Origin of the sequence: Cupriavidus sp. KK10, from assembly GCF_018223725.1 — a bacterium.
Classification (GTDB): Bacteria; Pseudomonadota; Gammaproteobacteria; order Burkholderiales; family Burkholderiaceae; genus Cupriavidus; species Cupriavidus necator.
Map to the genome: position 1 here is coordinate 255,427 of NZ_CP073677.1, position 25,793 is coordinate 281,219.

Here is a 25,793-nt window from a genome sequence, read left to right on the forward strand (position 1 = left end):
GAGGAGGTCCGTCAATGGACTGGCTTACACAGAACTCTGTATGGCTCCTGATTGCTGCGGCATTGGCGTTATTGATGTGGCGTCGATTCATGGCCCGCCCAAACAGCGAGCATCGCGACGTCTCGTACACAAGTCAAGGGAGCGGGAACGATGCACACGACCCCGTCACCGGCAACAAGGTAGATGCCGCCCACGCCATCACGGCGAATTTCGAAGGAAAGACGTTTTTTTTCGAATCCGAGAGTTCGCGCGCGGTGTTTCAGCAAAACCCTGAACGATTCGCCCACCAGCACCATCGCCACCACGGCTGCTGTTAGCCGGCACCGTGAATAGTGTCCATTCCATCGGAGGAAAGTATGAACCACGACAACCATGAAGGACCGGAGCATACCCAACGAACGGTTTCAAGGTCCAAGGTCGTTACGATTGGCTTTCTACTGGTAATTGGATACTTCCTGTGGACAGAACACCGGGCGCACTTCATTCAGTTCCTGCCATTCCTCCTGCTGGCCGCCTGTCCGCTAATGCACCTCTTCATGCACGGGGGGCATGGTCACGGTCAAGGCCATGGAAAAGACGAAACGCCGAAAGATATGAACACTAAGGGAGAGCGATGATGCAACACGATACGCAATCCGGCTACGGTCTGTGGTCTCTGGTCATTATCAACTCAGCCGTCTTCATCATCTTCGCCTTCAGCTTCACCAAGCCGAAGACCCAGCGTGACTGGCGGTCCTTCGGCGCATTCTCGGCGTTCATCGTGGCGCTCTTTACGGAGATGTATGGCATTCCCCTGACTATTTATCTCCTGCTGCCGTGGCTTTCGGCGAAGTTCCCTAGTATCGATTTTCTGTCCCACGATGCCGGTCACCTTCCGGAGATGATTTTCGGCTGGCGCGGCAACCCCCACCTGGGGCCATTTCACCTCGCCAGCGACATCCTGATTTTCGGCGGCTTCGTCATGCTGTCTGCCGCGTGGCGCGTTCTGTACCTGGCCCAGCAGCAGCACCGCCTGGCGACCACTGGTCTCTATGCACGCATGAGGCACCCCCAGTATGTCGCCTTCGTCCTGATTATGTTCGGCTTCCTGCTGCAATGGCCGACGATAGTCACCCTGGTGATGTTCCCTATCCTGGTCTGGATGTACGTTCGGCTCGCCAAGGCGGAGGAGCACGACGCGCTAGCCGAATTCGGGCAGGAGTATGACGAATACCGCCGAAAGACTCCAGCGTTCATTCCGCACATCTCTGGCGGAGATGTTCCTCGGACACGCCCTCATTGAAGTCAATCGCTATCTTCCCTGCACACGGAGGCTGCTATGAAGCCCTTCAAAACAGGTGTGACGCTATCTGCCACGGTCGTGCTTTTCTACGCTCTATGCACGGTTGTATGGATGGCTCTTCCTGAGCCTTTCATGAATTTCATGAACGCGCTGTTTCACGGTCTCGACTTCCGGCGCCTGCAGACGGGTGAACCGTTGTCGTGGTGGTCCATCATCTACCCGGCCTTTGTGTTCGCAGTGTGGTTCTTTGCTGCCGGTGCATTCTTTGCGTGGCTGCACAACAACCTCCGAGGAGAAAACTGACCCCGGGGCCTGGAGTGTATGACTGCAAGGTGTAGCACCGCGCCCCGACCGGCGGCCGGCTGCGAACAGCAGCGACCGCCGATTCTTCTTGCCTTTACCCGCTAACTTGAAAGGCCCCAATGGAACCGCGTCAACAACAGTTCTCCCTCTTGTATGTACTTGCGGCGGTCCTGATGATGCTCGCCATACAGAGCTACGTAGGCACCTCTCATGTCGAAACGCTGCCGTACAGCGATTTCAAAGTGCTGCTCAAGGCTGGCAAGCTCAAGAACGTCGCGCTTGGGGAGGCGGCCATTACCGGTACGCTCAGCACCGACGGCATCGAGAAGCTACTTCCCAAGCAGCAGGTCGACGAGATGCTGCGCGAGGGGAAAGGCGACCATCAATTTTCCACGCTCCGGGTAAATGACCCCAATCTGGTTCAAGACCTCGAAGCGGCCAAAGTGCGCTTCGTTGGGCAAGCTGACAATAAGTGGATTGGTGTCCTGCTCTCGTGGATTGTGCCAGCCCTCCTGTTCTTTGCAATCTGGAGTTTCATGATTAAGCGTATGGGCGGGGCTGCCAGCGGGATGATGGAAATAGGCAAGAGCAAGGCAAAGGTCTACATGCAGAAAGAAACCGGCGTGACGTTTGCCGACGTCGCCGGCATCGACGAAGCCAAGGAAGAACTTGCTGAAATCGTCAACTTTCTGAAAGACCCTCAACGCTATCGGCGCCTGGGTGGAAAGATTCCAAAGGGCGTACTGCTCCTGGGGGCTCCCGGCACAGGCAAGACATTGCTGGCAAAGGCAGTCGCCGGGGAAGCTGGCGTGCCGTTCTTTAGCTTGAGCGGCTCGGAGTTCGTTGAAATGTTTGTTGGCGTAGGGGCGGCGCGGGTGCGCGACCTATTCAACCAGGCCGAAACCAAGGCACCCTGCATCATCTTCATTGACGAACTCGACGCGCTAGGCAAGACCCGTGCCCTCGGTGCAGTTACCGGCAATGACGAACGCGAACAGACCCTGAACCAGTTGTTAGTTGAGATGGACGGCTTTGATACCAACAAGGGCGTCATCATCATGGCGGCCACCAACCGGCCAGAAATCCTGGACCCGGCGTTGCTGCGCCCCGGCCGCTTCGACCGCCATATCGCCCTGGACCGCCCTGACCTGAAAGGGCGCGAGCAGATTCTCAAGGTACACATCAAAAATGTCGTTCTTGCCCCGACCGTCGACCTGACCAAGCTGGCCGGGCGCACGCCCGGATTCGCGGGCGCCGACCTCGCCAACCTTGTCAATGAGGCCGCACTCCTGGCGGCCCGGAAGGGCAAGGATGCCGTGGAGATGATTGATTTTGACGAGGCGCTGGACCGCATCGTAGGCGGCTTGGAGAAGAAGAACCGCGTGATGAATCCGCAGGAGAAGGAAACCATCGCCTACCACGAGGCCGGTCATGCCATCGTGGCTGAGTCGCGGCCACATGCTGACAGAGTTTCCAAGGTCTCTATCATTCCCAGAGGCGTCGCGGCATTGGGGTACACGCAGCAGACCCCGACAGAGGACCGCTATCTCCTGAAGCAAAGCGAGCTGCTCGACCGGCTCGATGTCCTGCTCGGTGGCCGCATTGCCGAGCAAATTGTCTACGGAGACGTTTCGACTGGCGCGCAAAATGACCTGCAACGCGCAACAGACATGGCCCGCCAGATGATTACGCAGTTCGGCATGAGCGAGCAGCTTGGACTTGCCACTTACGAGGACAGGCCGAACCCGCTCTTTACTGGACCAGAACTGATGCCTCGGCAACGCAAGGAATATAGCGAGAGTACGGCGCAAATTATCGATGCAGAAGTCCGGACGATTCTGGGCGACGCGAGCCAGCGAGTGAAGCGGACGCTGCTGGCAAACCGGCATAAGCTGGACGCGCTGGCAAAGCTGCTGCTCGAACAGGAGGTCGTAGACCGACCTGCCCTGGAGTTGCTGCTCTCCGAAAAGGTCACGCCGCTCACCCCCGGAAAGCCTCACCCAGGCACGCCCAATGTGCCCGATTCGCGGAAGGTGAACCATGAAAATGAAGACAAGTAAAAAGGATGCTCCGTCTGAGGTGAGCGCAATCTCCCATGAGGCCTACGAGGAGAATCTCCACCTGCTTCAAATTGAGCTGGTCAAACTACAGAAGCACTTCATTTCCTGCGACGACCGGATTCTGGTGATTTTCGAAGGCAGGGACGCCGCCGGGAAGGACGGCACCATCAAACGTATTGTCGAGCATCTCAGCCCTCGTGAAACCCGAGTCGTCGCGCTTGGTAAGCCGTCCGACCGCGACAGAGACTCATGGTACTTCCAGCGCTATGCGGCCGAACTGCCTGCGGCCGGCGAGTTCACACTCTTTAATCGCAGTTGGTATAACCGCGCGGGAGTGGAGCATGTGATGGGCTTCTGCACCGATGATGAGCATGAGGAGTTCATGGCAAGCGTCCCGGAGTTCGAAAAGATGCTTGTACGTTCAGGAATACGTCTTATCAAGTACTACCTTGACATCAGCAAGGCCGAACAGAAGAAGCGCATCGAAGAGCGTCACCGGGACCCGCTAAAGCAGTGGAAAGTCAGCCCCATTGACGAACAAGCGGTATCGCTTTGGAAGAAATACAGCAAGGCACGGAACGAAATGTTTGCTCGAACCAGCGACATCGTGCCATGGAACGTCGTGCGCGCCGACGACAAGCGCGTCGCGCGCCTCAGTGTCATCAAGGATTTACTGACCCATCTTCACTATGCGCACAAGGACGCTGAACTGATTCGCCCTAATCCGGAAGTTGTGTTTCCTTATGCAGAGGAACATCTGCTGAGCGGCGCGATGGCGAAATGAGGCGATAGTCCACCACGGGCCTGTGAACTGCAAGGATGGATGAGATGAAGACCAGCATCATTGAAGTTGGAGGCCTGCTGTCCGTTCTGAGCGCTCGCGGGGTGGAGAAGCGCCTTACCAGACTACCCGGCGTTGTCAGGGCGGAGGTTAACTGCGTCACTGGCAGCACTACGGTGGAGTATGACGAAGCCGTAACCAGCCTGATGGAGATAAAGGCGAGATTGGAGGAGTGCGGTCATCATTGCCATGGCGAGCTGGTTCCACGGCATATTTGCATGCCCGAGGACCCGCCTGTCGAACTCGCAGCAAGCACTACACCCCGGCTGGCTGCGCTTGGCAGACGGCGGGACCATGTACATCCGGCCGCCCACGATGCCAAAGGGAGAGCCCACGCGCACGCGGCACACGACCAGATGGCCCACGAGATGGGTCACGGGGCCGGTATGGACATGAAGGAGATGGTTCGCGATATGCGTAACCGTTTCTGGATTTGCCTGGTATTCACGATTCCCATCTTTCTCTACGCGCCGATGGGAATGCAGATTCCCATGCCGGCTCCGCCATTTGGCCTAGCAATGAACCAGTGGCTATTTCTGCTGGCAAGCGCTGCCATTCTTTACCCAAGCTGGCCCTTCTTCGTTTCCGCCTGGCGAGCACTCCGGGATGGCACGCTCAACATGGCGACGCTGGTTGTCCTATCTGTCGGCACAGGCTATCTGTTCAGCGTCGGGGCCACTTTCTTCTTTGCCGGCGAGCAGTTCTACGAAGCATCGGCGGTACTCCTGGTGTTCATACTGCTAGGGCATTGGCTGGAGATGCGCGCACGGGCCGGCGCCTCAGACGCTATCCGCACGCTAATGGACCTGGCCCCGCCAAAGGCCACAGTGCTGCGCGATGGTCGCGAAATCGAGATACCCACAGCAGAAGTCCAAGTAGGCGACGTCATCATCATTCGCCCGGGCAATAAGATTCCGGCGGACGGTGCTGTTATCGATGGCGTCTCCCAAGTGGACGAATCGATGCTGACCGGCGAGTCCCTGCCTGTTCGAAAGGGGCCAGGCGATAACGTCATCGGCGCGACGATTAACAAGAGTGGCAGCTTCCGCTATCGCGCCACAAGAGTCGGCAGTGACACCGCACTCGCGCAAATCGTCAAGCTGGTGCAGGAGGCGCAGAACTCCAAGGCACCTGCGCAATTGCTGGCGGACCGCGCCTCGCAGTGGTTGGTGCTCGCGGCGCTTGGTATTGGCATAGTGACGTTTGTTACCTGGTATTGGTGGTTAGGCCAGCCTTTACTTTTCGCTCTTACGCTTACGATTACAGTCTTCGTCATTGCCTGCCCCGACGCACTCGGACTGGCAACTCCAATGGCGGTGATGGTCGGAACGGGGCTTGGTGCAATGAACGGCATTCTGTTCAAGAATGCTTCAGCCTTGGAGGACGCCACTAAGTTGGATGTTGTCGTCTTCGATAAGACTGGCACGCTGACCATGGGTGAACCTGAGGTGGTGGACATTTTTACCCCGCAGGATGTGGACGTGAATGCGATGCTCGCACTCGCGGCCTCTGTCGAGCAGAGCTCTGAGCATCCATTAGCCCAAGCTATCCTCAAGCGGAGTGGCACCCTGGCCAGGCCGGTCTCTACCGGCTTTACCAATATCGATGGAATGGGAGCCAAAGCGGAGGTCAACGGGCGGCTAGCTCTGCTTGGCAACCGCAAGCTGATGGCCACACAAGAGGTGGACATGAGCGGCCTTACCGAGAAGGCGGACCTGATGCAAGGCGCAGGCCGAACGGTCATTTATGTCGCACACGGTGGCAAATTGATTGGCTTGATTGCCATCGCCGATGCACCACGACCAACCTCAGCAGCGGCAGTAAAAAAACTGCGCGAGCGAGGTGTACGGGTAGCCATGCTGACAGGGGACAACAAGGCCACTGCAGAACGCATCGCAGCCGGCCTCGGCATCGAACTGGTGCTTGCCGATGTTCTCCCCGGGGAAAAAGCAGAAAAGGTCAAGGAGTTACAGGCGCAAGGCAAGAAGGTTGGTATGGTCGGCGACGGAATCAACGACGCTCCTGCGCTAACTCAGGCGGACGTGGGCTTTGCTATCGGCGCAGGCACCGACGTCGCAATGGAGAGCGCTGATATCGTCTTGATGAAGAGCGACCCGTTCGACGTGGTGGGCGCCATCGAGTTGTCGCGCGCCACCTTGCGAAAGATGCACCAGAATCTCTGGTGGGCTGTGGCCTACAACCTGGTCGCCTTTCCGCTGGCAGCGGGTCTGCTCTATCCCTTCACCTTAAGCCCCGAGATTGCAGCACTCTCCATGTCGGGTAGCTCCGCCTTAGTGGCAGTCAATGCGCTGTTGCTCAAGCGCACCAAGCTGGCCGGCATCCGCGCCACATTGCCGCCGGTGCCGTCCACGGATGTAGCTGCACCGATTGCCGGATGAGCCGCATTCCAATGCCGGAAGCTCAAAGAAGAGTGACTAGGAGCCTCATGGCCGAAGACACGATACTGCGTAATCGACGCCAAGTGCGTCCCTCGTCGCCCAGCGGGGCACAGGAAGGGGAATTAGTCGCTGCCCACTGATTGACGATGCCTCGCAACATTCCGTTCCAGCCGTGGATGCATTGCGGCAGTGGTGGGACTACTCCACCGATTTGGCTCAGCGCTGGATACTCTTCGTGGATATCCTGCGGCAGCGAGCAAACAATATGCTCGCTCATGAAGAGGCCGAGGCCGACTTCCACCATTGCTGCACTTCGACTACGAGATGTTGCTCGATGCCAGAACGTTCGAGCGCCCGGCTAACTACGCGCTGCTCCGTATCACGCGCTGTGGCACGGACCATTTGGAGGAACTCGTACGACTTGACGCAACGCCAGTCATTATCATCGACCCACGTGCTGGTCACGTCCCTGGTATCGGAGGCTTCCAGCGTGACTCCGAAGTCGACATGGCACTCGCCGAAGGACACCCCGTCTACTTCGTAATCTTCTTCCCGATTGCGTGCCCTGGACAGACCATCGGAGATGTCCTCCATGCTTTGCGCACATTTGTCCAAGAGGTCGCACGACTCGACACGTGATTCAGTCGCCAAGGCAACATTTCTATGGCTATATGGACAACCATGGTCATACCTGCCGGCTCAACGGGACAACCCCACAACGTGCAACTGCGCACGCTGAGAGCCAGACCAGAGGCCTATGATTGCATGGGGTTCGATATTGCCCGGCGTTGCCGACGAGCAGGCTGGTCGAACTACGTCTTGCCTACGAGGAACCCTGAAAAAGGGGTACCTTGAGGGCGGCGTTTCCATTTGCGGTAGGCTGCAGCTTCACTTTACAATGACCGTGCCGCGCATACCCGCATCATAATGGCCTGGCAATAGACAGGCGAATGACACCGTACCAAGCTTTGTAAATTGCCAAATGATGTGGCCGGACTGACCCGCCTCAACTGTGAGGGCGCTTGGGGTCGCATATTCCTTTTCCGGCGTTTGCATCCTGGTGTGATAGAGCTCTTCCAACTGGCCCTCGGTCCCGAGCACCATCTCATGCTTTACCTTTCCAGAGTTCTTCAAGATGAAGCGGATTGTCTCGCCTCTCTTAACCGTTATCTTGGAGGGGGTGAAGCGCATGTCATCGGTCATGTCCACATTGACGGTCCGGCTTACTTTTTCCGGGTCGCCCGGCTTTCCGAAGGCTGTCACTCCACCACCACCGTGCCCGTGGCTGTGCCACCATGCCGGTTGCTCGCCGGCTGCCAACACCACGCTTGACAGCGCTGTGGCAGCGATAAAGGCAGCCAGTTGGAGCTTCATCAATAGCTTCATTGAACCCCTCCTTCAATGTCTGATTGTAAAAAGCGTAGGCATATCTCAGGTCGTACCAGGCAGCGGGCTTGCTGCAAGCACTGCAGCAGTAACCAACACCCCCGCGAGCACCCAGGACTCCACATGTAAGACAGCGGCAAAGCGCTTGATGTATCGAGTGCGCGATACTGATGACCAGTTTTGCAGCGACTCCAATAAGCGAGGCATTTCAAAGAATCGGTTGTGCCCCCCGAGGGCCACGGCCTGCGCAAATACGGAAGCCCAGACAACCGCCAGGCTGGCGCCGGCCAGCATGCGTGTCAGAGACATGTCAATCCTTACAAATGGAAAGCTTGGAGTGTCGCGTTAGCCACTGCTGTGGCAACGCCCGGTGTGTGCGCCCAAAAATGGACGCACCTAGGGCATCAAACGACCGAGGCAGGCGGACGCTGGAGCGCGTCCGAGATATGACTGACGAATGCTTCCGTCAGGCCAGAAGGAGCCTGAGCTGGCGCATTGTCGAGGTGAACAAAAAGCGGGGTAGCGTAGGGGACGACCGAGCAAAGCGAACAAGCGGCGCAGCCTGGGCACGCATGGCCTGCATGCTTTCCAGATTTGCCTTGCTGCTTAGTATCTGCATCGCTCATGTGCGCGATGCAGTGGTCGTCGTCTTCATCTGAAGATACTGAATTGACGCCTTCTTGGCCATCAGACTGCACCTGCACCCCGCCCGCGTAAGCCTGCGTCACGCCCTTTGCCATCATCGTGGCCGCAGTCACTCCTTGCAGCGGAAGCGCAGCAATCAGGAGCAAGAGAAGGAAACGTGTGACGAGTCGAAGCATCGGGGGCGGTAGCAGCCCTGTGACTGCGGACTCGTAGTTTAGCGAACGTGGCCCGGCATTCCAATAGGAATCGTTCGCAACACGCCACTCCCGTGGGACAGTCAATATAAGACTTGACCCTCCTACTGTGGGAGGGTGTGGGCCTCTGCTGCGAACCGGCTTGCTACTTCCTCATCATGCCGCCGCCCATCGGCTGGGCCATCCCAGGCCCCATTCCACCGCCCATCCCCTGGTAGTCCGTCATCGCCTGCATCATTTCCTGCATCAGGGCCACGTGCTGCTCCGTCATCTCATTGCACATGCCCGCCTGAGCGGTCCTCACCTTGCTCGTACCCGTTGGTGGGCGCATTCCAGCGCGCCCGGGCATTCCGCTGGCCTTGTGCACAGTAGCCATGGCTTCCTGCATGACCTTTGCCCGTTCGGCCATGAGCGCTTGCCGCTCTTCCGGAGTATTAGCCCGCGACAACCGCTCCCGGATTGCGCGCAGATGGGCAATCTGGGCGTCAAGGTCAGGGTTCCCCTGAGGCGCTGCGGCCGGCGACTCAGGACGCTCCGGGGCATGGTGCTTCTCGTGGGCGGCGTCTTTGGCAGGCGGTGCGGAGAAAACCAATGGAGTCCAGACCACGGCGGCGAGCGTAACAAGGAGAGAAGCGCACCGATTCTTCGCCATGATGATATTCCTTTGCTGGTTAGGATTAGGCTGATTCGCCCTTTAACGAAGGTACGATATTGCTCTCGAGAGAAGTTGATTTGCATCAACGAGCCGATGTGCCACACGCCGTTGCAAGGCTGGGCAGCGCGAGCTCAGCTGACAATGGCGATAACTACGAGACCTAACGGTTCCGGTATTCCGTGGTTGCCTCTTGCTGGGCAGCCCGCAATTCAGCAGGCCACGTGCTCTTGATATAGGCAAGGACGGCGGCGATGTCCGCGTCCGACAAGGAAGCTTTGAATGCTGGCATATCACTTTCATAGCCAGCTGGCACTGTTACGCCAGGAACCAGGCCATCCTTGGTAATGGCAAATAGTATTTGGTCCGGATGGTGCCAGGTGTGGCCGCTGGCGTCGTGCGGCGGCGCCGGCAATCGTCCGTTTGGTCGGCGATTGCGCCAGTCCGGCTGGCCCTCGAGATTTGCGCCATGACACGCGGCACAATGGCTTGCGTAGACGACTTTCCCTCTGCCAACCAGCACTCTGTCCCCGGCGTCTAGCTTTGGGAAGCCCTCTCCGCCGCCCCTCCAGTTCAGCGTGGAAATCAATGCTGCAATGACGCCCACCGTGGCCAGCACGGTACTGGCCCATCTCAGAATCTGCCAAACTCTCATAGCCAGCTGTTCCGTGCTCTTCCCAGGGCCTCAACCATGCCCAGCTTTAGCTGTCGTGGCTGAGGAAGATGATGGCCATCAACATTCCGTAGTTCTGGCAGATGGTCGTAACCCCTGCGAGGCACGACGCGGTCGCTGGGCATGGCCACCCTCGCCAGCGCGCAAGTCGGCGCTGCGGTGGGTACGTCGTGCCCGCGTTGGCGGGCTAGCCTGTCGAGGACTGGGAAGCCCTTGACGAAATCGAGCAGTCTGGAAGGCTGCCCGTCTTGACCATGGCAGGTCAATGGGGGCAAATGTGTGCCGCCCTAATGAAATAGCGCGTTTTAGAACGCGCTATTTCACAATATCTCCCCCTGAGAAATCGCGGTAGCCCTCAAGGTTGGCGCGGCTGCATCCAGTTCTGGTGCATCATCATGTGGTTCATCATCATCTGCTGCATGCCCATGTACTGGTCCGTCATGTACTGCCGCTGCTTCATCTGCTCAGGGGTGAGCTTCGAATAGTAGCCGCCCATCTGTCCCCACCCCATCATGGGGCCGCCCATCATGGGGCCGCCCATCATGGGGCCGCCCATCATGGGGCCGCCCATCATGTGCCCGCCCATCATCCCAGGCCCCCACATGCTGTGCATCATGCCCATCGTGCTCTGCATGGCCGTCCAGTGCTCCTGAAGTAACTTCTGGCGCTCTTGCGGGTCCTGCGTTTGGCGGATTTTGTCCATCTGCTCCTGCATCTTCCGCATGTTTTCCTGAATTTGCGCCGCCTGCTTATCAAACTCGGCGACGTTGGGTTGCTCCTGTTTTGCTGGGGCACTCTTGGCAGCAGGCTTACTTTGTTGAGCTAGCGCAGGAGTAACGCAAAGCACGATTGCGGATAACGCTGCCCCTATGAGTTCCTTCTTCATCTTGTCTCTCCTATTGGCCTTTCTACCCCAGTCGACGGCGTCGGTCAGTCTCAAGGCTACTGATTCGAAGCCAGGACAAAGCTCAAAACATATGAGCGTCCCTTCTCCTATGCAAAGGATAGTCTCCTCAGGCAAAGAGAGTTGATGCAAGACAACAATTGAAAACAGCCCGCCTCAACGCGGACCGGTCCACTGTCGCCCATCGAGGTGCTGCTCTCATCCGCCACCCATCGGTATGGTCGGTCACTGACTTGGATCAGATGACGTTAAGCGGGATTTTTAGATAGCGCATGCCATTCGCATCGGGCGGCGGCAACTCTCCGGCCCGAATGTTGACCTGCACCGACGGCAGTATCAGGGTGGGCATCGCCAGCGTCGCATCGCGTGCCTGGCGCATGGCTACGAACTGCTCTTCACTCACACCGTCGTGCACGTGGATATTGCGTCCGCGCTGGGCACTGACCGTGGTTTCCCATGTCGGGGCACGGCCCTCGGGCGGATAATCGTGGCACATATAGAGCCGGGTATTGGCCGGCAAGTCCAGCAGCTTGCGGATGGAGCGATACAACTCGTGCGCGTCGCTGCCCGGGAAATCGCAGCGAGCCGTGCCGACGTCCGGCATGAACAGCGTATCGCCGACAAAGAAGGCATCCCCAATCTGGTAAGTCATGTCGGCGGGTGTATGCCCTGGCACATGAATCGCCCTGCCGGTCAGGCCACCGATGGCAAACGTCTCTCCGTCTTCAAACAGGTGGTCGAACTGCGACCCGTCGAGCCGGAACTCCGGTTCCAGATTGAAGAGCTTCAGCAAAACCGGGGCAATTTACCATTGGGTACCGGGAGGTCGCCGACGGCGCCGAACTCGACTACCGAACATCAGATGCCAAGTTGGTTGCGGCATTGCACAACTGGTTCGAGGCACAACTCGCCGACCACGGACCGGATGCCATCGAGGGGCAGCGGCATAATCATGGTGACATGCCCGAGCGTGGAGGTGTCATGCGGCGCCGTTGGGTTCGGCTCAAATACCTCGAGCATGCGAAAGAAGCTCCGCAGTGACGTCCTTTGTTGTCAAGAGGCACTCATCAAACACCGCACATAGCGAGACGAAGTACTCGGCTGCTGCCGCGGGCCCGGGCGCTCCGACAAGCAGGAACTGTCGTCCATCAAGCGTGAAGCCCCTGCGGCGAGCGAAGTCCAATTGACTGATTGGAGGGGTTGCCCAGTATCTGCCGGTGTCTGAGAATCTCCCAACAATATGCCGTTCGCCACGGTAGGTCTCCAGCAAGCGCCAATTTTCGACATACCTCTGCTTGACCTGGGCCGACCGCAATGCAATGACCGTCGGCATGCTGAAACTCCTGGTTCGCCCTCTTTCACGTCCTGCACCCATGGATGCAAAAAGAGGACCGCACTACAGCAATAGTGCAGCGTTACATCCACACATACTCGCCCGTAATATCTTTCGTGCCCGTGACTTTGTTATCCCATGTCGCCACCAGCCAGAAGAGCGACCATAGCCCATTCTCCCGACCCGGGGGACCGGCTAGAACAAAGCGAAGCCCCTGCTCGGTAACACCTGTCCGCGTATCCCAATTGAAAGACGTAATAGGCGGGGTGACGCGGTAAGGACCAGTACGAGTGCAAATGCCAACAAAGTGCCGGCTCCCGCTATAGGTGCTGCAGCACTCGCCATTCTTTTGGCGTTGCGTCGCCGGCCGTATCCTCCGGCTTCGAAATCCACGCAGGCATGGGGGCCTCCTGCAACGACGCCTCATCTGACTCCCGACCACATCCTGTCGGGAGAAGGCCGATAGCATTCGTTCCTGACTTCAGTAACTTCGACAAAGCGTCAAAGGCAAGCGTGGTGCTCAACGTGAAGCGCCGAGGCGCTCATCGTCGACGCCGGCGCTGAGTACCAGACGTACCCTCCGAAGGCGGGAACCGACTGGTCATTCCCTGACAGCAGCGGCGCTGGCTCTACCAGCATGGAACGAGTTCGGGAATCTTCCAGCCCGGCCGCGGGCGAGCGAGGCTTCAGTTTCGGGGCCGCCAATACGTCGGTTCTGCTTCCTCCGATCGGGGCTTCGCGTCCACGGTCGATACACCCCATGCAGGGCCGGACGGAGAGCGAAGGCCTGCTTTGCCTCCTCCGGGATTTGCTCCTATCGTGAATGTGCGTGTCGCTCTTATTTCAAAAGCCGAACCGGTGTGGATTTCCTGAGCTGACAAGTGTCGTTTGCCGCATTCGCCAGCAGCGGAACCTAGGGTGGCAGGGCAAGCATGCACTGACCTTGTAAGGTCTCGGCGTCTGGGACGACGAACGTGGTGAAGAAGGCGGTCACCGATGTGCCGCCTGGCGTCGGAGAAAGCAAGTGAAGAATGCCCACCATGTGCCGCCCGATAAGCTGGCGCCGCACAGCCAGTCCATCCAGCCTGCATGGGTTCGCATCACGCACTGGCTGAATCTCATCGCTGTGCTCATCATGATGCTTAGCGGCTGGCGCATCTACAACGCATCGCCGCTGTTCGGCTTCCACTTTCCCAATGCAATCACTCTGGGCGGCTGGCTTGCCGGGGGCCTGCAGTGGCATTTTGCGGCGATGTGGCTCCTTGTCGCCAATGGCCTGTTCTATTTGGTGATGAATATCGTCACGGGCCGTTTCCGGCGGCGCTTCTTTCCGCTTTCCGTCCCAGCGGCACTGCGTGACATTGCAGCAGCCATGCGTGGCAAGCTCGCGCACCCCAATCTGGCCGAATACAACGCTGCCCAGAAGCTCTTCTATGTGGGCGTGGTGGTGGTGATTGTGCTGACGGTGCTGTCTGGCCTTGCAATCTGGAAGTCGGTTCAATTTCCCTTGCTGCGTGTATTGATGGGAGGCTACGACGCTGCGCGTTGGGTGCACTTCATCGGCATGAGCGCGATTGCGCTATTCCTTGTCATCCATGTGGTGATGGTGTTGCTGGTACCACGCACACTCATCATCATGTTGCGCGGACGCTAGTTCTCGATGCGGAGAATGGTCATGAGCAAAGCTGAGCAAATCGTCAGGCTCGACCGCAAGCTGATATTGCACGATGCAACGCGCGAGCTGAGCATGCCATCTCGCCGACTGTTCGGAAAGCGTGCCATTACGCTTGGTGGCTTGCTACTGCTGACGGGCTGCAGCATTACCGACAAACCGTCGGTTGAGTCCTTTCTGATGGCAGTTTCGCGCTTCAATGACCGCGTGCAGGGCTGGCTGTTCGACCCTAACCGGCTGGCGCCGACCTATCCCGAGTCAAGGCTGACGCGGCCGTTTCCTTTCAATGCCTACTACGGCCTCGCTGATGTACCAGAGGTAGATGCCAACGCGTTTCAACTGGAAGTCGGTGGCTTGGTCTCGCGCAGGACGGCATGGACCCTCGAAGAACTCTACGCGTTACCGCAGACGGCGCAGGTGACTCGCCATATTTGTGTCGAGGGGTGGAGTGCCATCGGCAAGTGGGGCGGTACACGCTTCTCTGATTTTCTCCAGCGCGTCGGAGCCGATACCACTGCAAAATACGTGGGCTTTCTCTGCGCCGATGACTACTACACAAGCATCGACATGCCCACTGCGCTGCATCCACAGACCTTGCTTACTTTCACCTACGATGGCGAACGCCTGCCGCCGAAGTATGGGTTTCCGATAAAGCTGCGCATGCCCACCAAGCTTGGGTACAAGAACCCGAAGCACATTGTCGCGATTTACGTCACAAACAAGTATCCCGGCGGTTACTGGGAAGACCAGGGATACAACTGGTTTGGGGGCTCCTGACCCCCCGAAACCTGACCGGCAAGTCTGCCGGCTTCTCCCTACCAATCCAATCAAGGGGTACAACATGAACAAACGCCTGGTTTTGCTGCTTTCCTCCGCGGTGTTGCTTGCCAGCCATGCATGGGCACAGGACGCGATGAAGAAGGACGAGATGGGAAAGGGCGCCATGGGTGCCAGCGGCAGCATGGCGAAAGAGTCCATGGGGAAGGACGATATGGACATGAAAAAAGAAAAAATGAGCAAGAGTCACGCCAAGAAGCCCCACGAAAAGAAGGAGGGCATGAGCAAAGGTACGATGGAAAAGGATTCCATGAGCAAGGACGCCACGAAGCAATAGTAGGTCGTACGCACCATCCCGTGGACTATCAGGCGAAAGGAAGCCTCGACATCCGCCGGCCGACAGCGGTTGAGGTTTCCGGCCAGCAAATTGCTCGTGGAGTTTGATGGGCTCGTGATTCAAGTTTGCTGGTTGCAGAACTTACGGATTGTCACGACTTGTGGGTCAACTCGGACGCCGACCGTACCGTTTGTATCCGGTAAGCAAGGCGCATCGCCGAGCTGCTGAATTTTTCCCAGGAGTCCACGTCATGAAGAAGCTGTTCGCTGCACTCGCTTCCGCCGCCCTCGTCGGTACCGTTTTCGCGCAGACTGCTGTGCCAGCTTCCGCGACTCAGCCGCAGGGCGGGGCGTCGAAAGACCAGGCGAAGGTCGTCAAGGAGAAGAGCGCCACGCAGGCAAAGGCCGACAAGAACCACAAGAGTGCCGGCGCGCATGAAGTAAAGGCCCAAGCCAGCACCAATAAGGAGAAGGCTGACGTAAAGGCCGATGCCAGTAAGTCAGCCGCCAAGGGCAGCCACCACAATGCGAGCAAGACGAAGGCCGCCCATACCGAGGCTGGTATGGCGAAGCCTGACGCAAAGAATGATTCCGACACGGCGAAAGCCAAGGCGGATGTGGCGAAGCCTGTGGCGCAGCCCGACGCCGCGAAGGCCGCGGCCAGCGTGGACAAGACGAAGAACCAGTAAGCTGCTCCTATCGGGCGTACCGAGGGGCCGTTGCCAGGGCGAAAGCCGTGGCGATGAAGCCTGAGTGCAGGAGCTTTGCGGAGAGCGCAGGTTAGCCGGAATGCCAGCCTGGTCTCTCCGCGCTTGTCACGTTTGGGGGCTTTCCCATGCCAATTCATGACGTCGGGGCTCGCCGACTGCATGGCGGAGTTCGCGGTCTTCGATGATTCCTTCGCCGTATGCAGGGCACTGCATCGCCCTCTGAGTACGGAGTCAAGTGATGGAGTCGACCCTGATAAATGGGTAGTTGGCCAAGGTGGCCAACGTTGGCGTGGAAACGGTTCGCTATTACCAACGATGCGCAATGCTGTCGATACCCGAACGCGTGCATGGCGCCATTCGTCAGTATTCCGGGGACAGCCTGCAGTGGCATCATTTCATTCGCCGGGCCCAGGCACTTGGGTTCACCCTGGACGAGGTTCGTACGCTGCTGCAACTGAACGACGGCAGCAAATGCGGAACTGCGCGTGCGCTGGCCGAACAAACGCTGCAAGTCGTCGAGGAACGGCTGCGCGATTTGCGGATGCTGCGGACCGAGTTGAGAAGTCTTGTTGGGCAATGCCGCGACAATCGCGATGAGGTCCTGTGCCCGCTCATTGCCAACCTGTGTGAGGCCAATTGGCCAAAGTAGTCGCGGCTCAAGCCCTTGTGCGTCGTGCTCCGTGGCGAGGGCCGGCCGTTATGCCGCGTACAGCAGGAACGCCCGCGCCATCTCCATATCCAGCCGCCGGTCCGACAGCGCAAAGGTGCTGTCGCGGTTGATCAGCGCGTACAGCAGGGTGCCGGCCAGGGCCTGGTGCGCAAAGCGGATGCGCAGTTCCAGTTCCGGCGAGGCGCCCGCCGGGTGCAGCCGCGCCAGGCGTGAAGCCAGGTCGTCCATGTATTGCCGGTTGAGGTGCCGGATCGGATCCTCGCCGCTGGTGACGCGGGCCACCAGCGAGGCACGCAGCACCCCGGCATTGCGGTAGGCCCAGATGCGGCTGTCGCGCGCCAGCGTGCACACGGCGTCTTCCAGCGTCGGCGGGCATGTGTCGAGTTGCGCAAGGCGCTCGGCCATGGCCTTGCGCAGCGTGGTCAGCACCAGGGCCTGCAAAGCCTTGAAATAGCTCTCCTTGCCTTCGAAGCGGCTGTAGAACGCGCCGGTCGTGACGCCGGCGTGCGCGCAGATTTCCTGGATCGAGACCTGTTCCAGCGTGCGCTCGCGCAGCAGCCGGCGGCCGGCTTCCAGCAGCAGCAGCGTGGTGCGCAGGCCACGCGAATAGCGCGGTGCGGCATAGCCGGCGTGGCCTTCCAGCCCGGTCAGCTTGTTTTCCATGACGACCCTTTCTCCCCGCGGGGCGTGGCTTGGGCCCGCCCCGGCATGTCCGTGTTTTTACGGATGTCGTGAACCGTATCCGGCCAACATACTGGCCCGAAAACGTAATCCATATTACGAATTGAGCGGCGCCGTGCCTATCAGGTGCCGCCCGGAGACCGATGTCCGCCCTTAGGGAGACCTCGCATGACCATGTCTTACCAGCCGCGCCGCGCGTGGTTGACCGCAGTGCTGTTGTTCTTCTTCCTGGTGGTCAACGCCATGGACAAGATGGTGGTGGGCCTGCTGGCCGCGCCGATGATGGATGAACTGGGGCTGACGCCGGCGCAGTTCGGCCTGGTCGGCAGCAGCTTCTTCTGGCTGTTCGCGGTGTCCGGCGTGCTGGGCGGCTTTCTTGCCAACCGCACGCCGACCTCGCGGCTGCTGGTCTGCATGGCGCTGGCATGGTCGCTGTGCCAGATCCCGCTGGCGCTGTCGTCCAGCCTGGCGGTGCTGATCATCTCGCGCATCCTGCTGGGCTTCATGGAAGGGCCGGCTGCGCCGGTGGCGATCCACGCCTGCTACAAGTGGTTTCCGGACCGCCGGCGCAACCTGCCCGTGGCGGTGCTGACGCAGGGGGCCGGGATCGGCATCGTGCTGGCGGGCTTTCTGATCCCGGCGGTCGCCGTGCATTGGGGCTGGCGCGCCAACTTCTACGTGCTGGCGGCGCTGGGTGTGCTGTGGGCCGTGGCCTGGCTGACGCTCGGGCGCGAAGGGACGCTCGACGAACACCCGGCGGGGCATGGCGCCCCCCACGCCCCCGCGGCCGCCGGCGCGCCGCAGCGCCTGCCATACCGCGTATTGCTGAGCGATCCCACGGTGCTCGGCTGCTTCGCGCTGCGGCTGGCGGCATACTGGGGCCTGGCGCTGTGCCTGACCTGGATCCCGGCCTACCTGCAGAGCGGGCTGGGCTTCGGCCACGCCGTCAGCGGCAAGCTGTTCGCGCTGATCATCGGCACCAACCTGCCGTTGACGCTGGCCATTGCGTGGTTCTCTGAACGGCTGCTGGCGCGCGGCGTGTCGTCGCGGGTGGCGCGCGGGCGGGTCTCGGCCGGCATGCTGCTGCTGGCCGGCGGCTTCTTCCTGTTGCTGCTGTGGCCGGACACCACGCCGGCCATGCGGGTGAGCCTGCTGGTAGTGGCATGCGTGTGCGCGCCGGCGATCTATTCGCTGGGCCCGGCGATGCTGGCCGAGGTCGTGCCGGCGGGGCAGCGCGGTGCGATCCTCGCCATCGATGCATCGGTGTCGTCGCTGGCCGGCGTGCTGGCGCCACTGGTCACGGGCGTGCTGGTGCAGAACGTTCCGGGGGCACGCGGTTTCGAGCTGGGCCTGGCCGTGTGCGGCGCGATCATGGTGGCGGCGGCGCTCGCCGGGCTGTACGTGGTCAACCCCGAGCGCTCGCGCCGCCGGCTGGCCGTGCACCCGCCGTCGCGTGTCGAAGCGGGGCACCCCGCGGTGGCTGCTGGCTGAATCCCGAACGCCCGGGCGATGACCCGGGCCTACGGCCCGGCACCGCCGCTGGCTTGCGCCACCGCTTCGTGCACCAGCGCCGCGAATGCGCGCATGGCCGGCGACGGTGAGCGCCCGGCCAGCGACACGATCCCATACTGCGCCCTCAGCTCGGTTGGCGGGTGCATCGGCAGGGCCACGGCCATGCCTTGCGCGCAGGCGTCGGCCATCATCGCCACGGGCACCAGCGCCACGGCATCGACGGCCAGCAGCAGCGAGCGCAGCGCGTGCATGTCGTTGCAGGTGACGGTCATCAGCCCGGGCGCGTCCTCGGAGACCGGGCCGCTGCCACCGCGGGCTTCATGCAGTGCCTGCCGGAAGAAGCGCAGGATATGCGCCGGCAGCCGGGTCCCGGCCACCGGATAGGCGCGCAGCTCAGCCAGGGTGACTTCGCGCTGCCGCGCCAGCGGATGCCCGCTGCGCACGAAGAATGCCGTTTCCAGCGCCGGCAGCCGGTCAATCTGCAGGTGTCCCAGTTCCGCCAGGCTGCGGCTTTCGCCGACAAAGACATCGAGGCGTTCCGCTTCGAGCGAACGCCGCATGGCCGGCGTGTCCGCGGTCTCCAGGTCGATGCGCAGCTGCGGGTAGCGCCGCACCAGCGCCTCAAGCACGGGATCGAGCAGGAACGATGCCGCAAACGGCCCGAAGCCAGCGCAGATCGTGCCGATTTCTACTTCCTCCAGCAGTTGCAGGTCGCGCCGCAACTCGCGCTGTTCGCGTAGCATGCGGCGCGCGCGTTCGAGCGCCAGCATGCCGGCGGCGGTTGGCCGCACCTTGCCGTAGCTGCGGTCGACCAGCGGCCCCAGGTCCGCTTCCAGCGCCTGGATGCTGCGCGTGAGCGCCGGCTGCGACAGGTGCAGGGCGCTGGCGGCACGGGCAAAACTGCCTTGCTCGACCAGCGTGACGAAGTGATGCAGCTGCCTTAGCCCCACGTCAGCCCCAGTAAGTTAACCAATTCTGCATCAAAAACTGAAAAATATTGCATTGGACGTAATTTCTCAAGCCCGCTAACGTTGTCCTCCAAAACCATAAAGACGACCTGGAGACGACATGAACCGACGCGCATGGCTCGCGCTGGCCGCTGGCGGGCTGATTGGCGGGTTTTCGCTCAGCCTGGCCCTGCCCGCCGCGGCACAGACCTATCCCGCCAAACCGATCCGCATCGTGGTGCCTTATGTGGCCGGCGGCGGCACCGACACCATCGCCCGTGCCATGGGCGAAAAGCTCAGCAAGCGCCTGGGCCAGCCCGTGGTGGTGGACAACAAGGCGGGCGCCTCGGGCATCATCGGCACCGACGCCGTGGCCAAGGCCGCGCCGGATGGCTACACGCTGTTGATGACCCTGACGCAGTCGGTGCTGACCAACCAGTTCCTGTACCAGAAACTGCCCTACGACCCGCGCAAGGACCTGACCATGATCAGCGTGCTGGCCGATGCGCAGCTGGTGCTGGTGGCCCATCCGTCGGTGCCGGCGCGCACCGTGCGTGAACTGGGCGAATACGCGCGCAGCCGGCCAGGCAAGCTCAGCTATGCCTCGTGGGGCGTGGGTTCGCTGTCGCACCTGAGCGGCGCCTACTACAGCAAGCTGGTGCACGGCCAGGCCACGCACGTGCCCTACAAGGGCGAGGCGCCGATGATGCAGGACCTGCTGGGCGGGCAGGTGCAGTTCGGTTTTGCCAGCATCCTGACCGCCAAGCCCTATATCCAGAGTGGCAAGCTCAAGGCGCTGGCGGTGACCGGCACGCAGCGCAGCAGCGCATTGCCTGACATGCCTACCTTCGCTGAGTCCGGCATGCAGGACAGCGCCTTCAAGACCGTCGGCTGGATCGGCCTGGTGGCGCCGGTGGGCGTGCCCGCGCGGATTCTCGCCAGGCTTGAAGGCGAAGTGCGCGCCATCCTGCAGGCGCCCGACATGCAGGAGCGACTGGTCGCGCTGGGGCTGCGCACGGTGGGCAGCTCGCCGGCCGAGGCGCAGGCGCTGTATGCGCGTGACTGGCCGGTGCTGAAGACGCTGGTGGCGGATTCGGGCGCGAAGCTCGACTGATTTACACGACTGGTTTCCGATGGCGGGCGGTGCGGCAATTGCCGTGTGCGCCCGCTTTTCTATTTGCACAATGCCGCGCGGTGCGCTTTTGGAAATCGAATGGAAACCATTGGTATTCGCATCCGCAATGGCGCGTGAAAACCCGGCGAAAATGCTGCAGCAAGGCCGAATTTGCTTGATGTCCGCTTTTGCCGGACTACCATGAAATGCGCGGCGGGATTATCACTGCGGGGTTTTCGTGATTACGAAAATGAGAGTGGGTCCATCGGTTTTGAGGGGTCGTTGGGGGCAGTCATGAAAAGCGACAAAAAGGTGATCCAGTTGCTCAATGGCCAGCTCCGCCATGAGTTGACCGCGATCAACCAGTATTTCCTGCATGCCCGCATGTACCGGCATTGGGGGCTCGGTGCGCTGGGCAAGCACGAGTACGAGGAATCGATCGAGGAAATGAAGCACGCGGACAAGCTGATCGAGCGCATCCTGTTGCTCGATGGCCTGCCCAACCTGCAGGACCTGGACAAGCTGCTGCTCGGCGAGAACACCGAGGAGATGCTCGGCTGCGACCTGAAGCTCGAACAGGTGTCGCAGGCCAGCTGCAAGGAAGCGATCAAGTTTTTCGAATCGGTCGGCGATTATGTCTCGCGCGAGATCGTGGTCGATATCCTGGCCGACACCGAGGAACATATCGACTGGCTCGAGGCGCAGCTGGAGCTGGTGAACAAGGTCGGGCTGCAGAACTACATCCAGTCCGCGATGGGCTAGGGTCCGGTACCGTCTCCTGCAAAGATTTCCATTTCCCGCTACACTGCGGCCCGCAGCACGTAGCGTCGCACAGACGCGGCGTCAGCGGCGGGGTGGCAGAGTGGTGATGCAACGGCCTGCAAAGCCGTACACGACGGTTCGATTCCGTATCCCCGCCTCCAGTTTTTTCTTTGCCCGGCACATGTTGCCGGGCAGTCTTGCGCGCGCCCGCGCAATTTCCCCGTTTTTCATGCGCCTGTCACAGTGACCCGCCATGCACGGCAGCCATGCCGTGGCGCGCGTAATGCCCGCGATGGCTCGGGCCATTTCGGCCTCGCTGTTCCGTTACTTCCCCAATAGAACAATGCCACCGAATCAGGTAATGTTGCCCGATAGGCCACATGGCCTGCGTGCAACCCGTGCCGCCGGATGGCGGCACAACCATGTCCGGGCTTCCATGGTGTCCCCGTCGCGAGGTGATGTGAAAAAGAGAGGCTCCAGATGATCAAAGACTTGCGGATCCGGGCGGCCGTGCCCTCGGACGCGCCAGCCGTGGGCAGCGTGCTGGAACGCTGCGGCCTGCCCGTGGACGATGTGGCCCGCTTGCTCGAGCACTTCCACATTGCCATCCTTGGCGCGCAGATCATTGGCTGCGCTGCCGGCGAGCGTTTCGGCGAGACCGTGGTGATCCGCAGTGTTGCCGTATTGCCGGAACACCGCGACCAGGGCGTGGCCACGCATGTGGTGCGCGCCGCGCTGATGCGCGCGCGCGCCAATGGCGCGCGGCGCGCGGTGCTGCTGGCCTCAAGCTGCCCGAGCTATTTCGCGCGCTACGGTTTTACGCTGGTGCCGGCCGCGAAGCTGCCGGCCGAGGTCATGTCATCGAGCGAATTCCACCGCCATACCGATACACCGCCGCTATGCATGTGGTGCGAGCTGGACTGAACCCGCAAGCACCGATGACACGCCTCAGTGCGCGCCGTCGCAGCGGCTGATCTCCACCGTTACGTGCACCAGTTCCTCATGCACGGATAGTGCCTCGCGCACGCGCTGCGGGGTCAGCACCGGATCGTGCGTGACCAGGCAGGCGATGCAGGCAAACTGCTGCCGGCCCACGCGCCACACATGCAGGTCGGTCACGCGGGTGCGCTCCTCGCCGTTGGCGTAGGCAGGGTCCAGGCCCGCCAGCACCTCGCGCACTTCTTCCACCACCGGGTGGTCCATCTCGCGGTCCAGCAGCACGGTGCCGCTCTGGCGCAGCAGGCCGACGGCCCACCTGCCGACCAGCGCGGCGCCCACCAGGCCCATCACCGGATCCAGCCACGCCCAGCCCAGCCACCAGCCGCCGGCCAGCGCGACAAGCGCCAGCACCGAGGTCGCGGCGTCGGCCAGCACATGCATGTAGGCGGCGCGCAGGTTGATGTCGTGGTGGTGGCCGTGGCCGTGATCATGGTCATGGCCGTGGTGATGGTGGCCATGGTCGTGCCCGTGGTCGTGCCCGTGTGCATGGCCGCCAAGGATCAGCGCGCAGCCCAGGTTGACCAGCAGGCCGAGCGCGGTCACGGCCATGGCCTCGCGGTAGTGGATGGCCTGCGGGCTGAACAGCCGCTCGACCGAGCCGGCCGCCATCAGCGCCGCGATGCCTAGCAGGAACACCGCGCTGGCAAAGCCGGCCAGCACTTCGATTTTCCACGTGCCGAAGGCAAAGCGCCGGTCGCCGGCGTAGCGGCGCGCGGCGGCATAAGCGACGGCCGACAGGCCGATGGCCAGGGCGTGCGAGCTCATGTGCCAGCCATCGGCCAGCAGCGCCATCGAGTTGAACCAAAGGCCGGCGGCGATCTCCACCACCATGGTGGCGGCGGTGATTGCCATCACCAGGCGCGTGCCGCGTTCGGCGGCGCGGTTGCCGGCGTCGAAGGCGTGGCTGTGGGTCCAGGCGGACAAGTCGTGGCTATGCATGGTCGGGTTCTGCTGAGCGCTTGAGAGGTGAAATCCTCACCCTGCGTGGGGTAATGCAGTCACAAGGGTAGCAGAGCCCCGGCGCTTCGGCGGCCGCGTCCCTGACGGTTGCAAGGGACAGCTGGCGCGTATTTTGTGTGCCCCCCGCGATACAAATAGCCCTTGATTGTCCGCGGGAATTCCATGCGAGCCTTACATACATTCATGAATGGATGTATGATCCAACGAAGAATTCACACTGCCTTAACGATTTTGTTGTCCATTCCGAGATGAGTTATCGATTTATCGCTATCTGCCTGACCGCCTGGCTGGGCCTCTGCGCCACCGCGGGCTGGTTTGTCGAGCGCCTCTGGAGCTGACCCCTGCGTCCTGCGCGGATGCTAGGCCGCGCGCGGCACCTGTGCCAGCCGGTCGAAGAATTGCCACAGCTGTGGCGCATCGCCGGTGGCCACGTTGAAGCGGATCCACGGCGAATCGGTCTCGTCCGGCTCGAAATACGACCCTGGCGCCAGCCAGATGCCATGCTCCAGCGCCAGCGTGGCCAGCCGGTTGCCGTGCAGCGGCTCGCCACGGCGGCTGGCCTGCAGCCGCGCCTGTGCCGCCTCGTTCAGGCGTGCCCAGGCGAACATCCCGCCCTCCGGGCGCAGCAGCACCTCCAGCCCGTGGGCTTCCATCTTTTCCGTGACGCGATCCTGCTGCGCGCGCAGGCGCTCGGCCAGCGCCGCCACGTGGCGGCCGTAGTGGCCGCTGGTCAGCACCGAGTAGACCAGCCGCTCGGTGACTTCCGATGAGGTCAGGCCGACCGCCATCTTGGTGCGCGCGAAGGCCTTGGCCAGGTCGGGGCTGGCGGCCAGATAGCCGACCCGCAGCGACGGCGTGATGGTCTTGGAAAAGCCATTGATATAGACCACCTGCGACAGCCCGTCCATGGCCGCCAGCATCGGCGAGCCGGCCGGCGCCAGCTCGCGGTAGATATCGTCCTCCACCACCAGCAGCCGGTACTGCTCGGCCAGCTGCAGCACGCGGAAGGCGTTCATGCTGCTCAGGCTGGCGCCGGTCGGGTTCTGCAGCACGGTATTGATAAAGAGCGCGCGCGGGGCGTGGGCGCGGATGGCATCGTCCAGCGCATCGGTATCGAGCCCCGCCGCCGAGCGCGGCACGCCCACCACGCGCAGCCCCGCCAGCCGCAGGATCTGCAAGAGGTTGCAGTAGCAGGGCGATTCCACCAGCACCGTATCGCCGGCACGCAGCAGCGTGCGCACCACCAGGTCTAGCGCCTGCGTGGCGCCCTGCGTCAGTACCACCTGCTGCGCCTGCAGCGGGATGCCGTACTGGCCCAGGCCTGCGGCGATATGCTCGCGCAGCGGCGCAAAGCCGTAGGGATGGCCGTAGCCCGACAGCTGCGCCGCCGGCACGCGCGCCGAGGCGCGCATGGCCTGGTGCAGCCCTTCCTCGTTGAGCCAGTCGCCGGGCAGCCAGCCAGCGCCAGCCTTGATCGGCACCGAGTGGTCGGCGAACACATCCGACAGCAGCCACGCCGCGTTCAGACCCGGCGCCTCCCAGTGCGGCGCGCGCGCGCGCCCGGCGGGGGCATGGCGGTGCGCCACGGTATAGCCCGAGCCCGGGCGCGCTGCCAGGTAGCCCAGCGCGGTCAGCCGGCCGTAGGCCTCGGCCACGGTGAAAGTGCTGACGTGGTGGTGCTGCGCAAAGCGGCGCACCGAGGGCAGGGCGGTGCCGGCGCGCAGCGCGCGCTGCTCAACCAGTGCGGCGATGCCGGCAACGATCTGCTCGGTCAGGGTGTCGCCGTCGCGGCGGCTGCGGGACAGGTTCAGGATCAGCATCAGGCACTCAGGCAGGCGTGAACCTGTACAGTTTAGCGGCTGGAGGCGGGCCAGGCTGCGGTGGCTTTCCGCAAAGCGAAATTTGCCGCAGTGCAGCGTGGGATGAAACCCCGCGGTCCAGGGCGGGTCGTGGCACTGGGGCGGGCTGGTGGCACCCCGAT

The 25,793-nt window shown here is 61.5% G+C and carries 27 protein-coding genes, 1 tRNA gene and 2 pseudogenes; 18 read left to right on the forward strand and 12 right to left on the reverse strand.

Annotated elements, in window-relative coordinates:
* Positions 1-14 precede the first annotated feature (14 nt).
* The 8 genes and pseudogenes from KB879_RS01265 to KB879_RS01300 form a co-directional block, all read left to right on the forward strand.
* Positions 15-317 carry a YHS domain-containing protein gene (locus tag KB879_RS01265; protein ID WP_211980571.1) on the forward strand — a complete coding sequence of 101 codons (303 nt, stop codon included), beginning with the start codon at positions 15-17 and terminating at the stop codon, positions 315-317.
* Positions 318-356: 39 nt separating this feature from the next.
* A complete protein-coding gene (locus KB879_RS01270; protein WP_211980572.1) occupies positions 357-617 on the forward strand; it encodes a DUF2933 domain-containing protein in 261 nt (86 codons plus the stop codon).
* Positions 617-1,282, forward strand: a complete 666-nt coding sequence (locus KB879_RS01275; RefSeq protein ID WP_211982090.1) for an isoprenylcysteine carboxylmethyltransferase family protein — start codon at positions 617-619, stop codon at positions 1,280-1,282. The genes KB879_RS01270 and KB879_RS01275 overlap by 1 nt, the downstream gene beginning before the upstream one ends.
* Positions 1,283-1,318: 36 nt before the next feature.
* On the forward strand, positions 1,319-1,585 hold the full coding sequence (locus KB879_RS01280) for a DUF5676 family membrane protein (protein WP_211980573.1): 267 nt from the start codon (positions 1,319-1,321) through the stop codon (positions 1,583-1,585).
* 119 nt (positions 1,586-1,704) lie between these two features.
* Positions 1,705-3,645, forward strand: a complete 1,941-nt coding sequence (ftsH, locus tag KB879_RS01285; protein WP_211980574.1) for an ATP-dependent zinc metalloprotease FtsH — start codon at positions 1,705-1,707, stop codon at positions 3,643-3,645.
* Positions 3,632-4,429: a polyphosphate kinase 2 gene (gene ppk2 / locus KB879_RS01290; protein WP_211982092.1), complete on the forward strand. Its 798-nt coding sequence runs from the start codon at positions 3,632-3,634 to the stop codon at positions 4,427-4,429. The genes ftsH and ppk2 overlap by 14 nt, the downstream gene beginning before the upstream one ends.
* A gap of 44 nt (positions 4,430-4,473) precedes the next feature.
* Complete coding sequence (locus KB879_RS01295) at positions 4,474-6,885, forward strand: cation-translocating P-type ATPase (RefSeq protein WP_211980575.1); 2,412 nt, start codon at positions 4,474-4,476, stop codon at positions 6,883-6,885.
* A 265-nt stretch (positions 6,886-7,150) separates the two neighbouring features.
* Positions 7,151-7,512, forward strand: a pseudogene (locus tag KB879_RS01300) (DUF3141 domain-containing protein); the annotation flags it as partial.
* Positions 7,513-7,773: 261 nt separating this feature from the next.
* Here the strand turns inward: KB879_RS01300 and KB879_RS01305 are convergent.
* From KB879_RS01305 to KB879_RS01340, 8 genes and pseudogenes are all read right to left on the reverse strand, one after another.
* Complete coding sequence (locus tag KB879_RS01305; RefSeq protein WP_211980576.1) at positions 7,774-8,271, reverse strand: plastocyanin/azurin family copper-binding protein; 498 nt, start codon at positions 8,269-8,271, stop codon at positions 7,774-7,776.
* Positions 8,272-8,316: 45 nt separating this feature from the next.
* A complete protein-coding gene (locus KB879_RS01310; RefSeq protein WP_371827385.1) occupies positions 8,317-8,580 on the reverse strand; it encodes a hypothetical protein in 264 nt (87 codons plus the stop codon).
* 95 nt (positions 8,581-8,675) lie between these two features.
* Positions 8,676-9,062 carry a hypothetical protein gene (locus tag KB879_RS01315; protein WP_211980577.1) on the reverse strand — a complete coding sequence of 129 codons (387 nt, stop codon included), beginning with the start codon at positions 9,060-9,062 and terminating at the stop codon, positions 8,676-8,678.
* Positions 9,063-9,255: 193 nt separating this feature from the next.
* Positions 9,256-9,762, reverse strand: a complete 507-nt coding sequence (locus KB879_RS01320) for a hypothetical protein (RefSeq protein ID WP_211980578.1) — start codon at positions 9,760-9,762, stop codon at positions 9,256-9,258.
* Between the two features lie 163 nt (positions 9,763-9,925).
* Positions 9,926-10,417 (reverse strand): cytochrome c, encoded by a 492-nt coding sequence (locus KB879_RS01325; protein WP_211980579.1) that lies wholly within the window; start codon positions 10,415-10,417, stop codon positions 9,926-9,928.
* Positions 10,418-10,790: 373 nt separating this feature from the next.
* Positions 10,791-11,321, reverse strand: a complete 531-nt coding sequence (locus tag KB879_RS01330) for a hypothetical protein (RefSeq protein WP_211980580.1) — start codon at positions 11,319-11,321, stop codon at positions 10,791-10,793.
* A 256-nt stretch (positions 11,322-11,577) separates the two neighbouring features.
* Positions 11,578-12,135, reverse strand: a pseudogene (locus KB879_RS01335) (MBL fold metallo-hydrolase); the annotation flags it as partial.
* A gap of 62 nt (positions 12,136-12,197) precedes the next feature.
* A complete protein-coding gene (locus KB879_RS01340; protein WP_211980581.1) occupies positions 12,198-12,359 on the reverse strand; it encodes a hypothetical protein in 162 nt (53 codons plus the stop codon).
* 1,337 nt (positions 12,360-13,696) lie between these two features.
* On the opposite strand from KB879_RS01340, the gene KB879_RS01345 reads away from it, so the two are divergent.
* The 5 genes from KB879_RS01345 (at position 13,697) to KB879_RS01365 (ending at position 16,816) form a co-directional block, all read left to right on the forward strand.
* Positions 13,697-14,326 (forward strand): cytochrome b/b6 domain-containing protein, encoded by a 630-nt coding sequence (locus tag KB879_RS01345; RefSeq protein ID WP_013955351.1) that lies wholly within the window; start codon positions 13,697-13,699, stop codon positions 14,324-14,326.
* A gap of 21 nt (positions 14,327-14,347) precedes the next feature.
* Positions 14,348-15,121 carry a molybdopterin-dependent oxidoreductase gene (locus tag KB879_RS01350; protein WP_013955352.1) on the forward strand — a complete coding sequence of 258 codons (774 nt, stop codon included), beginning with the start codon at positions 14,348-14,350 and terminating at the stop codon, positions 15,119-15,121.
* 64 nt (positions 15,122-15,185) lie between these two features.
* Entirely contained in the window at positions 15,186-15,458 is a 273-nt protein-coding gene (locus tag KB879_RS01355) for a pentapeptide MXKDX repeat protein (protein ID WP_041227697.1), read from the forward strand.
* 250 nt (positions 15,459-15,708) lie between these two features.
* Positions 15,709-16,146, forward strand: a complete 438-nt coding sequence (locus KB879_RS01360; protein WP_211980582.1) for a hypothetical protein — start codon at positions 15,709-15,711, stop codon at positions 16,144-16,146.
* 295 nt (positions 16,147-16,441) lie between these two features.
* A complete protein-coding gene (locus KB879_RS01365; protein ID WP_249221320.1) occupies positions 16,442-16,816 on the forward strand; it encodes a MerR family DNA-binding protein in 375 nt (124 codons plus the stop codon).
* 48 nt (positions 16,817-16,864) lie between these two features.
* Here KB879_RS01365 and KB879_RS01370 read toward each other — a convergent pair whose 3' ends face one another.
* The gene (locus tag KB879_RS01370) at positions 16,865-17,500 is read right to left on the reverse strand and encodes a TetR/AcrR family transcriptional regulator (RefSeq protein ID WP_211980583.1); all 636 of its coding nucleotides are present in this window, start codon (positions 17,498-17,500) and stop codon (positions 16,865-16,867) included.
* Positions 17,501-17,686: 186 nt separating this feature from the next.
* Here KB879_RS01370 and KB879_RS01375 point away from each other — a divergent pair, with 186 nt between their 5' ends.
* Positions 17,687-19,009: an MFS transporter gene (locus tag KB879_RS01375; RefSeq protein WP_211980584.1), complete on the forward strand. Its 1,323-nt coding sequence runs from the start codon at positions 17,687-17,689 to the stop codon at positions 19,007-19,009.
* 29 nt (positions 19,010-19,038) lie between these two features.
* Here the strand turns inward: KB879_RS01375 and KB879_RS01380 are convergent, their stop codons facing one another.
* Positions 19,039-19,980: a LysR family transcriptional regulator gene (locus KB879_RS01380; protein ID WP_211980585.1), complete on the reverse strand. Its 942-nt coding sequence runs from the start codon at positions 19,978-19,980 to the stop codon at positions 19,039-19,041.
* Between the two features lie 118 nt (positions 19,981-20,098).
* On the opposite strand from KB879_RS01380, the gene KB879_RS01385 reads away from it, so the two are divergent.
* The 4 genes from KB879_RS01385 (at position 20,099) to KB879_RS01400 (ending at position 22,777) form a co-directional block, all read left to right on the forward strand.
* On the forward strand, positions 20,099-21,091 hold the full coding sequence (locus tag KB879_RS01385) for a tripartite tricarboxylate transporter substrate binding protein (RefSeq protein WP_153954945.1): 993 nt from the start codon (positions 20,099-20,101) through the stop codon (positions 21,089-21,091).
* Between the two features lie 294 nt (positions 21,092-21,385).
* A complete protein-coding gene (gene bfr, locus KB879_RS01390; protein WP_013955362.1) occupies positions 21,386-21,853 on the forward strand; it encodes a bacterioferritin in 468 nt (155 codons plus the stop codon).
* 86 nt (positions 21,854-21,939) lie between these two features.
* A tRNA-Cys gene (locus tag KB879_RS01395) sits at positions 21,940-22,014 on the forward strand.
* Between the two features lie 319 nt (positions 22,015-22,333).
* Entirely contained in the window at positions 22,334-22,777 is a 444-nt protein-coding gene (locus KB879_RS01400) for a GNAT family N-acetyltransferase (protein ID WP_153954946.1), read from the forward strand.
* A gap of 24 nt (positions 22,778-22,801) precedes the next feature.
* Here the strand turns inward: KB879_RS01400 and dmeF are convergent, their stop codons facing one another.
* Complete coding sequence (dmeF, locus tag KB879_RS01405) at positions 22,802-23,791, reverse strand: CDF family Co(II)/Ni(II) efflux transporter DmeF (protein WP_211980586.1); 990 nt, start codon at positions 23,789-23,791, stop codon at positions 22,802-22,804.
* 380 nt (positions 23,792-24,171) lie between these two features.
* Entirely contained in the window at positions 24,172-25,632 is a 1,461-nt protein-coding gene (locus KB879_RS01410) for a PLP-dependent aminotransferase family protein (RefSeq protein ID WP_211982095.1), read from the reverse strand.
* Positions 25,633-25,793 lie beyond the last annotated feature (161 nt).